This is a genomic window from Methylomonas sp. MgM2 (assembly GCF_054172045.1).
The window spans coordinates 15,735-29,451 of the sequence record NZ_JBSYXO010000012.1; the positions used below are offsets into that span (position 1 = coordinate 15,735).

The following is a 13,717-nucleotide window of genomic DNA, read 5'->3' on the forward strand; positions in this document are numbered from 1 at the left end:
TAGGTCTTGAGGTCGGCAATTAGTCACAGGAGAAATGGTATGAAACTGCCGCCGCGTTTGAAACGCGAAATGGTGGAGGTCGGTTTAGTCTCCCTCTACTTTTTCTGTTGTTTTAGCGTGTTTATGATTTTGAAGAAATTAATATTGGCCGACTATCACGTTGAGGTGCAAGCGCTTCCAACCGCCGCTATCGGTGCGTTGATTGCGGCAAAAGTTGCGATTGTTCTGGATAAGACGCATGCGGGGACGCGCTTGGAGGCAAATCATTCGTTGTTGGCGGCGGCCTTGTATAAAGCAACGGTTTATATTTTCGCGACATTCTTTTTATTGGTATCGGAGAAAGTGTTCGAACACTATAAGGCAAACGGCGGTGTACTCCCTGCAATCGCCGATATCTGGGAGCATCGGGATCGAAATATCATGCTCGCCAAGCTGCTGTGCGTCAGTCTAACTTTTTTTGCCTATCATATTTTTGCCGGTATCGATAGGCAGATCGGAGAAGGGAAACTACGTCGGATGCTGTTGTGGCATCCCGATCGCCTTAAAACATCGCAATGAAAGTGGAATGAAGTGCCTGTGTACGCAATTTTGGTTAACAATGTTGGCGAAGTTTAATTTAGTCATCGAAGGAGGTGGTCTATGAATGAAAAAAATAGGTTTCAAGCGATACGCACGATAATGTGCGTGTCGGCACTGTCGGCGGCCATCGCGGGCTGCGCCGAGAACGAGGCGATCAACAAACCGTCGCCGCCCGTTGTCGCGGAAGTCCCCGCGTTACAAGCTGTGGCCGAGCCGGCGGATGCGCAAGGCATCTTAAAGCGCATGGCGGCGTTTCTTGCTCAAGCACCGCGATTTACGTTCAATTTGGACAGTACCTACGACGTTTTGCAAGATTCGGGGCAGATGCTTGAATTTGCTGAAGTCCGCAAGATTACGGTCAGCCGCCCTAATGATCTGCGCATCGAGTCGGACGATAGCAGCGGCGAGAAGCATGTCGTCCTATACGATGGCAAGGACATCACCGTGTACAGCCCTACACAAAAAGTCTACGCACAAACCAACAAACCCGGCGGCATAGACGAAGCGGTGATGTATTTTCTAAGGGATTTACACATGCGCTTGCCGTTGGCGATGATGTTGGTCAGTCGCTTCCCGGAAGAAATCGAGAGCCGGACCCGTGAGCTCGATTATGTCGAAAGGACGTCGATTTACGGTAAACCGGCCCATCATTTGGCCGGGCGCACGGAAACGGTCGATTATCAAGTGTGGATCGCGGAGGGCGCGCAACCCTTGCCGCTACGCATCGTGCTGACTTACAAGACCGAAGAAGGACAGCCGCAGTACCGCGCTCAATTTTCCGATTGGAATTTAACGCCTCAGATTCAGCAGGCCCAATTTACCTTTTCGCCCGCCGCAGGTGTAAACAAAATTGCCTTTTTGGCGCAGCTACCCAGTCTTGCGCCTGAAGCAGTTGTCGCTCCAGCTCAAACAGGAGAACAGAAATGAATGCTAAAGCTTATCTAGTCGTTACCGCGATCGCTTCCCTCTTGATCGGTGCGGGAAACGATGCGTATGCGCGTGGTTTCGGCGGCGGTGGAGGCGGTGGGTTCTCCCGTGGGGGAGGGGGCGGTTTTTCACGCGGCGGCGCCGCCTCTAGCGGCAGTTTTTCTTATGGAGGCAATCGAGGTTCCTCTGCGGCTTCGGCTTCGAGGACGTCAAGTCGTAATCAGACTATGCAAACGTCGTCGACGAATCGCTCGGAAACTGCGCAATCCGCATCCGCAAATCGTTCGAGCGCCTATTCCACGGCGTCTACGAATAGGGCCTCAACCCAACAAAGCCGTCAATCGACTGTTTCATCGAATCAGGAACAACGCCAAAATTATTCACTTCAAAGCCAGCAGCAACGCCAGCAAACCTCATCCCAAAATCAACAGCAGCGGCAGCAGTATTCAAACCAAAACGTGCAGGAACGTCAAAACACAGTGAATAACAACTACTACGGGGGAGGCTATCACGGCTATTATCCGCCGCCCGGATACTACGACAATAATCATTGGGACGACGGCGAGGTGGCTGCCGTAGCCCTGGGGTCGGCGGCAGTCGGCGCGATGGCGGGCTACGCGGCCGGCCAATCTTCTAATCAAACTACTTCACAGACTACAACTTACACGACGCCACCGCCGGGAAGCACAGGCGGATTGCCCTGCAATCCCAATACAAAAGTGGTCAATGGCGTCACTTACTATCAGTGCGGTACCTCGTGGTATACGCAAGCGTATGGTAATAGCGGAGTCATGTACGTCCCGGTACCGCCGCCTAGCTAGTCGGATATGAGACCGGAATCGCTCGTTCCGGTCTCTCTGTCCCGCCTCAAGTAGCTGCAAAGATAAGAGTGAAACTTTTGGGCATTGCAGCTCAATTAAGCCTTGTTTCGGCGGATTAACAAAAAAGGAATGACCGCGGCAATTTAAGAAATGAACATAACAAAGATGGAAAAGAAGTTTCACATTGGATTCGTAAGCGCTTTAATGCTGTTGACTGCGAATGGAGCTAATGCGCTGGGACCGGTTGAAGTGCCTCCGACCTGGGGCGGCGACTGGGAATCGCGGCCCCGTGCGAGCGGTGATTGGGGCGGCGTTCGCGACGAGCTGGGTAAAAAAGGCGTGGTGCTGGATGCCGATATGTTTTTGTTGCCCGGCGGCGTGGTGACCGGCGGCAACAAAACGGGGGCGGAATTTTGGGGTAACGTCGATTATTCGTTGAATCTGGATACCGATAAAATGGGGCTGTGGCCCGGCGGTTTTTTCAAATTTCAGGGCGTTTCCACCTTTGGGAATTCCTTATACGACGACGCTGCGGCGGTTGTGCCTACGAATGTGGCCTATTTATATCCGGAATTCGACGAGCCGGCGAGCGCGTTGATGGGAGCCTCGCTGACTCAGTTCTTGAGTCCGAAATTCGGCTTGATGATGGGAAAAATGAATCTATTCGATTTTACCCCTACCGAGTTTTACGGTAATTACCGCACGCAGTTCATGAATTCGGGCCTGAACTTTTCCATGGCCTACCTGGCGGTGCCGATGTCGGCCTATGGCGGTGGGGTTCTTCTATTGCCAACCGAAGATATCATGGTGGCGGCCTTGGCGTTGGATGCCAACGGAACCCCAACGGATAACGATATCAGCAAAGCATTCGACGACGGTACTACCGTACTGACGGCGGCGAAAATAAACATCAAACCGTTCGGTTTGCTTGGCCATCAAGCTATCAGTGGAGTCTGGAGCGATAAGGTGCGCTTTGCCTTGGATCAGGACCCAAGTAACATTGCAAACGGGCTGTTGAAGGAACGCTATCCGCGTTTGGGGAATCCCGGTCCGATACTCGAACGCATTTTGGCCAAATTTTTTCCCGACCTGTTAGAGCCGGTTCAGCCCGCGAAGAAAAAGAACAGTACCTGGGCCGTCATTTATAGTTTCGATCAATACCTGTGGCAACCCGAGGGTGGCGATTCGAACCAAGGGTTTGGTATGTTTTTCAGTTTTGGCGCGACCGACGGCAATCCCAATCCCGTTCAATATAGTTATATTATGGGGGTTAGCGGTAAAGGCCTTATTTCAAGCCGGCCGAACGATTCATTCGGAGTTGGTTGGGCCCGCACCCAATTCAGCAGTCAATTTCTGACTTTTATGCGCGAGAAACTGGATATCGGCATGCAGGTGGAAGACGCGGTGGAACTATACTATACCGCTCAACTCACGCCGTGGTTGAATATTAGCCCCGATTTGCAAATCGTCAATTCGGCTTTGAACAAAACCTTGAATGATACCGGTGGGTTAAAGAATATCGATACATCGGTGGAAGCAAGCTTGCGCATGAATATATTGTTCTAATCATGCGGCGGGCGAGTCGAGTTTAAGGGAATAACACGGGGTAGCCAAGCAAGGATATAACCACGGTTATCCATCAGGGACGGTGAAAACGGTCGTGTCACCCGATGTCTGTTCCTGCTTGGCTAGGGTCGTAGATAAACCAAAAGCGTCAGAGCTTAGTTCGATAGCCGGCGCTCTTAAAGATGCGCTTCCTCCGGAGTTTCCACGTCCGCCGCGTTCCGTCCGGGCAGGCTCTCGATGTGCAGGGTCCGGGTCGGGAATGCGAACTGCACATTCATCCTTTCGGCCAAGTCCAGAATCTCCAGCAATATCCCTTGGCGCTCGGCGAGTTCGGCCGTCCAGTCGGGGACGCGCAGAAAGAAGTACACCAAAATATCCAAGCTATGCGCACCGAAGTCGTGAAACACGACTTGTATATTGTCTTTGTAGGTTTTGGGATGGTTCAGGATGATTTCCCTAATGCCCCCGGCAAACGCTTGAATTTTTCCGCTCGGCGTGTCATAGGTAAGGTTAAGAACGGTTTTTACTCGCCGATAGGCGCGCAATCCCATGTTGTCGACGGTGCTATTGACCACTTGGCTGCTTGGAATAGTCACCAGCGAATTGTAGAAAGTGCGGATGCGCGTGCTGCGGAAGCCGACATTTTCGACGGTGCCCTCGATGTCTTCCACCTTTACCCAATGACCGACGGCGAAAGGCTTCTCAAACATGATGATCAGCGAGCCGAGCAAATTGGCCAGGGTTTGTTGCGCGCCCAGGGCGACGGCCAAGCCGCCGACCCCGAGGCCGGCGAGTACCGAGTAGGCCGGTAAGCCGAGGCTGTCCGCTCCCGATATTAGAATGGCGATCGCGGCCACTGTGGTCAGTAGCCGCAAGGTCAGTCGGATCAGCTGGCTGTCGATGCTGCCTTTGTGGAGTTTTTCGCCCGCGATTACGCTTTCCGCCACAACCCCGCCGGCAACCCACACGGTCCAAGTAAGGGACAGAAAAAACACCGACCACAGCGATCGCGTTGCTACTTCGTAAACCACTCCTGAGATTCGCAGTACCTCGGCAAGAATGAATGCCGTCACCGGTGTTACGATTACCAGGCTGAGCGGTCTTAGCAAATGCGAGCTTCGGCCCAGAAATCCCTTGCGTTTGGACAAACGGCGGCTCAGGCGGAAACATACCAGGATGATGGCAAAGCCGACGCTCAGCAACACGGCGATCCCGAACCAGCGCCATAGCGGCTGGTCCAGAAAAGTGGCGCACGCCCAGCGGGGCGGATTCAGCAACCAGCGCGGCGGAACCACGCCACGCAAGGCTAAGGCGAGGCCGGCTGGGGTATAGGTGAAAAAATCGTATAGGCCGGGGGAAGCGTTTGGTTTGTAGGGGAGATCTTTGACCTTGAGGTAGAACTCGGGCAGTCTTTGAATCGTTTCCGGGCTAAACAGATACTCGCCGGCTCTGGGCCCGTGTTCGACTCTTGCAATTCGAATCTCGGAATTTGGCAAAGTCCAACGTTTCAGCTCGGTATCCGCCATGGTTTTGGCGTCCGGAACCGATTCAAGAGGCGGCATATCCATTCGGTCGAGAATCTCTTTCAATTGCATCGTGAGCCGCCGGGAGGACTCGTTTAACATGGCCGGAGGCAACTCGCTGAAGTTCAATGCCCGTTCGGCGGCTATCAGGCGATCCATAGTCGATTGTACGACCGCTATTTCCTCGGGCGACAGGTAAAGCTGCGAGGATGCCAGATACGAGCTTAGTAGTTGCTGTCTCGCCACGTAACTCTGATTCATGAAATCGAGGAAACCCTGCAGCGTGCTTCTGGGGCTGGATGTGTCTATCGGTTTGAGTGGATTTATTTCATCCGCAACGGCGGTTAAGCTGGAAATCTGCAAGCCGCATAGCAATATCAATATTGCCGGGAAGCGTGGCAGATAAAAAAACACTTTACGCTGGGCATTTACGGTCATGGCATCATTTTTGTAGTTTGAGTTTTGGTCATGATGATATCAAGTGCAGGCATTATCAAAGCCGGACCGACGCATTTATCGGCTCCGGCTTGCAAACGAAACAACCGGGTTTGTAGCACGAAAGCAGACTTTGAGTCGAGACCGCGTTCGGGTTGGAAAATAAAAAACCAATGTTGACGCGCCGGGCTCGAAGACTTTAGTACAGGCTTGATGCGCCAGGCGGATGTGTCCGACCGGAACACGGTTTCGAGAGGGGCGGTCAGAGGCCGCCCTGCCGAATTTGCAATAGAGCCGTGGAGTCTTTCGAGTCCTAACCGCGCCGAATTGAAGCGCTTATTGCGCTTCGTTCGCCGGCAGTACCTGCAATACGTAAAAGCCTTTGCCGACGGCGGTCGGGAAATAGATCCGGCCGCCGAAGCCCGGCGGGGTCAGGCCGTTTATCGACAGCGGCGGGAAAAAGTCGCTGGCGGCCAACAGCCGGCCGGTCGCCGCGTCGCGCCAGGTCAGCTGTTCTTTATAGTTTTCGGTAAACAGCGCGGCTTTGATCGGTTCGTGGGGCGCGTTCGGTTTCATATTGGTCAACAGCAATACGCGTTTGTCCTTCGGCCCGATCAGAGGTTGGAACGTGGTGGTCATGTCGTCCAGCACGAACACCGTTTTGAGTTCGCCGCTTGCCTGGTCGAGTTTGATGCCGGCCACTTTACCTATGCCCATGTCGGCCGAATAGATCATGCCGTTCTCGGGGTCGGCGCCCGCCTTGGGCGGACAAAAACTCCACTCGCCTTTCTTGAGCGGGCCGAACGGGGAAATGATTTGCATGCGTTTAGCATCCTTCTGATGGGCGACCACCACGCTGGACGCGACCGTTTCGCTGCCCATGCCGTTAAGCTGGAATCCCACCCATTCGCCGATCAGACTCGGCGCCGTAGCGGTCGTTTGGCCTTCTTGCATGGGTTGGATTACCCAAGTCTCGTCCAGCGTCAGTTTTTTCGCTGCCGGATCCCAGAAAGCGCGGCGGGCACTGGCGTTCATGCCCAGATAAATGGCGATTTTTCCTTCGAACATCGTAATCGCATGCGGCACGCTGGAGGGTTCCGGCAGCGGAATGTCGTCCAGCACTTCGAGCGTGTCGGGATCGACTGCGACCAGCTGCGAATTGGGCTGCTTCATGCCTTGCATGCCGCATTTGATGATCGCCATCGTGCCTTGCAGTTTGCAGCCGGTCGGCCGCGTTTGGTCCTTGACGATCAGGGTGCGGTCGGGCGCGACGGTCAGGTGCTTGAAATTGACGTCTTCGACGGGTGCGGCGCCGGAAGGCAGCGTGTTATGTTTCAAAATTGCGCCGCTGTCGGCATCGAGCAGCACGATTTGGTTGGACCAGGCGAACACGATTTTGCCGTTGTCCAGAATGTTCAAGTTGGCGTTACCGATCCAGCGGCCCGATGCGTTCGGGTTGTCCAGATAGGTGCGCCAGATCTCCTTGCCGGTGGTCGCGTCCGCCTTGGCGACGAAAGGTCCCGCCGGATTCGGGTCCGCCAGGGTCGGAAATTCGCCGCCGACGAGGTACAGTTCGCCGGGTTTGCGGTTATTGATGTAAGACACGCCTTGGTAGTCGTCGGCGCTACGCCAGGCCAGCACGCGGTTCGGGGCGTCGAACGCACCGCCGAACGTCGCGCAGGGGAAAAGGCCGCTGCGATGCGCATCGGCAATCTCGGCAGCGTTCAGCGACGAATAATAGCCGGGAGTGGGCAGTTTTTCGGCGCAGGCTAATTCCTGGGCATAAAGAGCGACGTCGCCGGGCAGGGGGCCGTGCGCCGCGACTTCGTTAGGTGTCAGGCCGAACTCGGCGACGTGCTGCTCAATCTTGGGCTGGGCCGCACTCCACAGTAAACGATAAAAAATCACGGCCAGCAGGACGATAAGCGCGACTGCCGCTAGTTTGATAGTAGTTTTCTTATGCATTGCGTTTCCTAGACGGGGATAAGACATTTCTATTGAGTGTTACTGTCGGGCCGCGAGAGGCTGGGTAGGGCTTTCGCTCCGGTCGCCTCGAACTCCGCCTTCGTGGTGTAATAGCCGCGCGGATAATACGGGCCCATCACCGCTTCCTCCATTCCCGGTTCGCTAATATTGTCGGGCCGTTCTTGCCAGTCCGGGTTGGTCGCCATGATGCGCATCATCAACATGCCGAAATCGCTGCGGTTGTGCGGGCCGTCGACGCCCTCGCCGCGCGCGCTCCATTCGATCCAAGCGACGCCGTTGTCGGCAGTCGCGTTCGCCGGCCGGTCTTCCTTGCGGCTGTATACAATCGTATAGTATCCGTCGGTATCCAACGGTACCTGCATGTCGGTCAAACCGTCGACGATCTGGCCGGAAGGCGCCGCTTCGCAACTGACCAGCGACCAATACTGGGTTTGAGCTTCGGGCGTCGTTTCCAGGCCTCTACCGCCGAAGCCGGCGTAGGTGTTGGGGAAGGCCGGCATTTTGCCGCGCATCACATAGACCGGGCCGAACCGGCGCGACAAGTGTAAAAACAGGTATTGCGTGGTCGGATCGCCGCCGCCGTCCATAGCGCCGGCATAAGGAATTTTGGCGCGCGCATCCGGCGTCTTAAAGGCGCCGAGTATCGAGTACTTTATATTCCAGTATTTCTCCCATTTAGGTTCCTTGCGCGCCGGGGCGGTCGCGGGGTCCAGCGACGGATCGTTGTTTTTCGCCTGAGTCAGCTCGTGCCACTGTTCGGCCGTTATCGGCTGCTTGGTGGCTCCTTCGATCGGTCTGCCGAAGCGCTTGACTACCTCCTCGGCGGAAAGCTTCTTGCCGTTGGCGAGTTTGCCGGTATAAGTCGGCAGGCCTCGACCGGGCCAGGATGTGTCCGCAGGGCCCCAGCCGGCCCCGTCCCAGCCTTGGTCGGCCAGATAGATGCGGTTGACGAATTGCAGTTCGCCGCCGTCTTTCCCGGCATAAAGCGTGTTCTTCGCGCGCCGTTTCGAGTCGGCCGGCGGGTTGGCGGCTATGATATGCAATTTAAAATCGCGTTTTTCCGCCAGCCGGTCGGCGCCGACCCGGAACGGGTTCACGGAACCGCGCTCCGGTTCAATTTCGGGGCCGGCCAGCGCCTCGCCGGTGGATACGAAGGTGCCGTGTTCGGCCTTGTAAAGCGCGAACTGGAAATAACGCGCATGGGGGTAAGTGTAATTCAGGGTCAGGCTGCTGCCGGCCGGCATGGCCAGGCGGCCTATGAAATAGGTCGATTGCGTGTCCGGCCACAGGTTGGGGTTCTGGATCGGCTTGGGATACTCCAGATGGTTCCAGTAGGCCCAGCCGCGCGGCCCTTGGAACAGCGCGTCGTGGCCGTAGCGTTGATCGGTGCGCACGATGTTTTCCAGCGACTTGTCGCCGAACCGGGTGCCGCCTTGTGCGTTCAGGTTGGCGACAGGTTGTACGGCCGGCGGTTGCCAGCTTCCCTTGCCGAGAGGAAAGATCGAAGGCGTCGTCGTTTTCGGCCAGTACAGGCGCATGACTATGAACATGGGGCCGTTCGGCGCCGGCAGCCAGTTGGTTTCCTTGGCCTTGCCGGGCGAGTCTTTCTGTATGTATATGGTCAAGGAGCCATCGGGATTCTTCTGCAGCGAGGACAGCATCGGCGAATTGATCAGGTAGCGCTTCAGCGGATTATCGATCAACAATTGCGTGCGGCCGTCGTACATGGTGATGGACCAAAACGCGTTCACCGGCGGCAGTTGTCCCGGCGCGAAAGTCATGCGGTAGGCATGCTTGCTGCCGTCCAGAGTGATGCCGTTCGCGTCGCGAATGGTGAACGGATAAACCGCTTCTTCCCGGCTGTTGCCGTAGATTCCCAGTTTGGCCGCCGCGGCGCGCAGTGCCCAGTTGCCGTTGTAGAACTCGCGGCTGCCGGCTGCCGAACCGATTTGCCAGCCGTTTACCACGGTGCCGACGTGTTCGGCGGTTTGTTCGATTTTGGCGAAAGCCGCTTTGACGCCGTCATTGAGCGCGGCTTGCAATTCGGGAGGCAGTTCCTTTTGGCCGGATGCGCCATTCGCGCTAATGCCTATTTTGGCGAACCGAGTCCGCAACGATTCTTCCACTGCGGCCGGACCGGCGGTTGGACAGAATTGCAGCAGGAAGCTTAGATATTCGGTAAAGCGGCTGCTAAAGGCCTCGCGGCTGAACGGCGGCCAGTCGACCGCCGGCGCGGCGGGCGGCGCGGGCTGGCCGAGAAATGCGGACAGCGGCTGCAAGCGGTATTCGGCTTGGATTTTTTTGACGTTGTCCATGTCCTCGGGGTTGAACAACTGGGTACGGTAGATCACAAAGCTGAACTGTGTTTCGCTGTGAAATGCTTTTACGATGCCCGGCGGCGTTTGTCCTTGCCAATCGGGGCCCGTGACCATAAAACATCCGGCGCCGTTGCCGGTGGCGCGGCTGCCTATGTAGCCGTAATTGAAAGTATAGAGATCGACTAGTTGTACGTCGTAATACCGCTCCTTGTCGATTTCAGGCATGCACAGCACCATCGGCTCCGCGCGCAGATCCAGTTGCGCCATCGAGTAAGGCGTATCGCTGTTGGGCGTGCTGACGGCGGTATCCTGCGGGGTGAATACCCGCGCCTCGTTGGCGATTTGATTGAAAGGCGCCTTGTATTGCCCCGAGTCACGATCGACATTGAAGGCATGCATGGCCTTGTACCCAACCAGCATCGGAAAACCGTAGAGAAAGGCTTCCTCCGCGATTTGTTTCAGTTCCGCCGATTCCGGCGGAACTGCGGTCGGCTGCGTTGCCGCAGTGACGGAAAAACAACATAGCAGAGCAATTGCCGCATAAGAGACGGCGGGTTTTCGGCGCGGAACCGCATGTCTTCCGCTTGCGCTTTCGTTGCGGAATTTTGGCATGCTATTTGAGCTCTTGGGCACGATTTTATCCTCCATTGTGCATTCATTTTTTTCGAAATCAAGAATTTTTCAGGCCGGAAAAACCTAAACGATTCGCCGCGCTTATCAACCCTGCAAACGACATGGCGGCGCTTGCGTCATCTCGGCAATAAAGCAAAACGGCGCTAACGGCGTTATTCAGGACGGCTTAGCAATAGGACTGATTCTATTTTACACGGAGCCTGTCTCGGTTGCTTTTTTTGTGACTTGGTTAAATAATGATCCGGCATGCGGCGAAGGCAAGTCGAGTTCGTGGCGCTACTGGTCCGATCTCAAGAAACGTAATCAGAAAGGTATTCGCAATGCTAAATATTCCAGAAGACGCTTGGCCGTCTTAAAACTCCAAATTTGCATTATTGACATGACAAATACCTGTTTTACCGTCTTTACATGGATTGATTCACTTTGCAAACACCATTGGAATTGAAGGGGCGTTTCAAGTTATTGGCCAACAATCAGTAATACGAACTACAGCGTACCTAAAACTTACGGTAGCCGGTAAAGGATGTCAAAATACAGTTTTTTTCTGATTTTTCTCGTGCTGACCGGCTGCGCGGCGATCATTTATGAATCTCCCGATTTTGAAAGGCTTTACGGGCCTTCCGTTCCGAAGCAGCGCCGTCAAACCCAAGTAGAAGCGATTTTAAGCCGGCATCAACATAAGGTTTCTTTTTACAACGATGTGAAGCCCATACTGGATTCGCGCTGCGTGGTTTGCCATGGTTGCTACGATGCGCCTTGCCAGCTGAAGTTGGGCTCGATCGACGGTATCGACAGAGGCGCAACTAAAAGATTGGTCTATGACTTTGCTCGTCTGAAACCGGCCGATCCGACTCGGCTGTTTATCGATGCGGTCGATACCGAGGGGTGGCGAAAAAAAGATTTTTATCCGGTCTTGAATGAACGTAGCGAATCGGAAGTAGCTAATCTGGATAATTCAGTTTTGGCCAAACTGATCCAATTAAAGCGCTTTAATCCGCTACCATCTTCCGGAAAATTGGATAAGGGGTTCGACCTCGATTCGGACCGTACTTTGCAATGCCCCACGGTAGAAGAATTTCCAAAATATCAGCAGGAGCATCCGCACTGGGGTATGCCATATGCGATGCCCGGTTTGTCGCTAAAAGAAGAATACACTTTATTGCAATGGTTGCAGCAGGGAGCTATGGTCGAGCCGCCATCTCCTTTGTCGGATCAAACTGTTGCCGAAGTCGCCAAATGGGAGCGTTATCTCAACGGTACTACTCTAAAACAGAAGTTGGTGTTTCGTTATGTCTATGAGCATCTGTTTATCGGTCATCTGCATTTCAAGGGTCATCCCGATGAGGAGTTTTTCCGTTTAGTGCGCTCTAGCACCCCTCCGGGTCAACCGATAGCTGAAATCAATACGGTACGACCTTACGAAGACCCGGGTACGGATAGGTTTTATTACCGTTTACGTCCGCTTACTGAAACCATTGTCGATAAAACCCATTTCGTATATGAGTTAAGTGATCAGAAAATGCAGCGCTATGATGAGCTTTTTTTCCAAAAAGATTATGATGTTGCTTCGCTTCCTTCCTATGCGCCTGAGGTGGCGGCCAATCCATTCAAAGCGTTCATGGCATTACCCTTAGGTTCCAGATATCGGTTCCTGCTTGATGATGCCGAGTATTTCGTCTCAGGATTCATCAAAGGCCCGGTCTGTCGCGGCGAAATTGCCACTGAGAGCATCAGGGACCAATTCTGGGTAGTGTTTTTCGCGCCCAATAAGTTTTATCCGGAACGAGTTGCCAAGGCTTTAGCCGAAAATAATCAGCTGTTAGGCTTGCCCGGCGAAGAGGCCGATGAAATCGGCTTGTTCGGCTGGACTAAATACGATGACTATGGCAAACAATATTTGCTGAAGAAAGAGGAATTTTTCAACGCAAATTTATCCAAGGATCAAGGTCTTGGGCTGGAGAATGTCTGGGACGGCGATGGCGATAATCAAAATGCGACGCTGACCGTCTTTCGGCATTTCGATAGCGCCACGGTCGTGCAAGGCCTAATCGGAGACTTCCCTTTGACCGGTTGGGTGATCGATTATCCGATATTCGAACGCCTGCATTATTTATTGGTTGCCGGTTTCAATGTGTTCGGAACGGCCGGCCATCAGATCGCCAGCCGTACCTACATGGATATCTTGCGGCAGGATGCCGAGGCTACTTTTTTGCGCTTCATGCCGGCTTCCCAACGCGAATCGATTTACCGCAGTTGGTATCAAGGGATGAGCAGTTTCCGTGCCGCGGATGCCTTGTTCAGCATAGGGCATGAAACGCAGGTTAAGTATCAAACGACGGATTATAAAAAAGAGTTTTTCGAACAGATCATTCAGCGCTTGGGAAACGCCGCCGGCCAGCCGGATAGCATTAACCGCTGTAAACAACTTACCTGCGCAAGGCCAAATGCAAGTCCGGCCCGGCAGGAAGTAGACGGCAAAATGCGTGAACTTGCCAAATTGAAAGGCCTGGAGTTGGGCGCGTTGCCGGAAATGTCATTGCTGCGGGTTAAAATGGGCGATGCCGAGGGCGATATGGTATACACCTTGCTGATTGACAAAGCCTACAGCAATATCTCGAAAATGCTGTCCGAAGGCTCCCGGCGCTTGCCGGAACAGGATGGGATTACGGTCGTTCCGGGTTTCGTCGGTAGCTATCCTAATTTTTCGTTTTTGGTCGAAAAGAATCAGCTTGATGACTTTATCCATGCCATTCGGAACGCGCGGACCGAAACCGGTCTGGATCAGTTGTACGGCGGATTCGGTATAAGGCGCGCCAATCCGGATATTTGGCAGCATTTGGATTGGTTTAATCAAGAACATCGGAGGCTCAGAGGGTTAAGAGCGGGGCTATTCGATATGAACCGCTATGAAAACCTATGAGCCATGTTA

Annotated in this window: 8 protein-coding genes; 5 read left to right on the forward strand and 3 right to left on the reverse strand. The window is 54.2% G+C overall.

What is annotated here, in order from left to right; translation table 11 throughout:
- The first annotated feature begins 39 nt into the window (after positions 1–39).
- The 4 genes from ACW73I_RS10995 to ACW73I_RS11010 all read left to right on the forward strand — a co-directional run bounded on the left by ACW73I_RS10995 (position 40) and on the right by ACW73I_RS11010 (position 3,893).
- On the forward strand, positions 40–558 hold the full coding sequence (locus tag ACW73I_RS10995) for a hypothetical protein (protein ID WP_458029372.1): 519 nt from the start codon (positions 40–42) through the stop codon (positions 556–558).
- Between the two features lie 81 nt (positions 559–639).
- Complete coding sequence (locus tag ACW73I_RS11000; RefSeq protein WP_458029373.1) at positions 640–1,506, forward strand: DUF2092 domain-containing protein; 867 nt, start codon at positions 640–642, stop codon at positions 1,504–1,506.
- On the forward strand, positions 1,503–2,327 hold the full coding sequence (locus ACW73I_RS11005) for a hypothetical protein (RefSeq protein WP_458029375.1): 825 nt from the start codon (positions 1,503–1,505) through the stop codon (positions 2,325–2,327). Before ACW73I_RS11000 ends, ACW73I_RS11005 begins: the two co-directional genes overlap by 4 nt.
- A 150-nt stretch (positions 2,328–2,477) precedes the next feature.
- On the forward strand, positions 2,478–3,893 hold the full coding sequence (locus ACW73I_RS11010) for a carbohydrate porin (protein ID WP_458029377.1): 1,416 nt from the start codon (positions 2,478–2,480) through the stop codon (positions 3,891–3,893).
- 176 nt (positions 3,894–4,069) lie between these two features.
- Here ACW73I_RS11010 and ACW73I_RS11015 read toward each other — a convergent pair whose 3' ends face one another.
- From ACW73I_RS11015 to ACW73I_RS11025, 3 genes are all read right to left on the reverse strand, one after another.
- The gene (locus tag ACW73I_RS11015) at positions 4,070–5,854 is read right to left on the reverse strand and encodes a mechanosensitive ion channel family protein (RefSeq protein WP_458029379.1); all 1,785 of its coding nucleotides are present in this window, start codon (positions 5,852–5,854) and stop codon (positions 4,070–4,072) included.
- A gap of 333 nt (positions 5,855–6,187) precedes the next feature.
- The gene (locus ACW73I_RS11020; RefSeq protein WP_458029380.1) at positions 6,188–7,816 is read right to left on the reverse strand and encodes a hypothetical protein; all 1,629 of its coding nucleotides are present in this window, start codon (positions 7,814–7,816) and stop codon (positions 6,188–6,190) included.
- Between the two features lie 29 nt (positions 7,817–7,845).
- Complete coding sequence (locus ACW73I_RS11025) at positions 7,846–10,767, reverse strand: DUF1254 domain-containing protein (RefSeq protein ID WP_458029381.1); 2,922 nt, start codon at positions 10,765–10,767, stop codon at positions 7,846–7,848.
- Positions 10,768–11,311: 544 nt separating this feature from the next.
- Here ACW73I_RS11025 and ACW73I_RS11030 point away from each other — a divergent pair.
- Entirely contained in the window at positions 11,312–13,708 is a 2,397-nt protein-coding gene (locus ACW73I_RS11030; RefSeq protein WP_458029382.1) for a fatty acid cis/trans isomerase, read from the forward strand.
- Positions 13,709–13,717: the final 9 nt, after the last annotated feature.

Excerpts from the sequence above, each read along its gene's own strand:
- ACW73I_RS10995 (WP_458029372.1), top strand. The coding sequence starts at position 40 with ATGAAACTGCCGCCGCGTTTGAAACGCGAAATGGTGGAGGTCGGTTTA.
- ACW73I_RS11000 (WP_458029373.1), top strand. The coding sequence starts at position 640 with ATGAATGAAAAAAATAGGTTTCAAGCGATACGCACGATAATGTGCGTG.
- ACW73I_RS11005 (WP_458029375.1), top strand. The coding sequence starts at position 1,503 with ATGAATGCTAAAGCTTATCTAGTCGTTACCGCGATCGCTTCCCTCTTG.
- ACW73I_RS11010 (WP_458029377.1), top strand. The coding sequence starts at position 2,478 with ATGAACATAACAAAGATGGAAAAGAAGTTTCACATTGGATTCGTAAGC.
- ACW73I_RS11015 (WP_458029379.1), bottom strand. The coding sequence starts at position 5,854 with ATGACCGTAAATGCCCAGCGTAAAGTGTTTTTTTATCTGCCACGCTTC.
- ACW73I_RS11020 (WP_458029380.1), bottom strand. The coding sequence starts at position 7,816 with ATGCATAAGAAAACTACTATCAAACTAGCGGCAGTCGCGCTTATCGTC.
- ACW73I_RS11025 (WP_458029381.1), bottom strand. The coding sequence starts at position 10,767 with ATGCCAAAATTCCGCAACGAAAGCGCAAGCGGAAGACATGCGGTTCCG.
- ACW73I_RS11030 (WP_458029382.1), top strand. The coding sequence starts at position 11,312 with ATGTCAAAATACAGTTTTTTTCTGATTTTTCTCGTGCTGACCGGCTGC.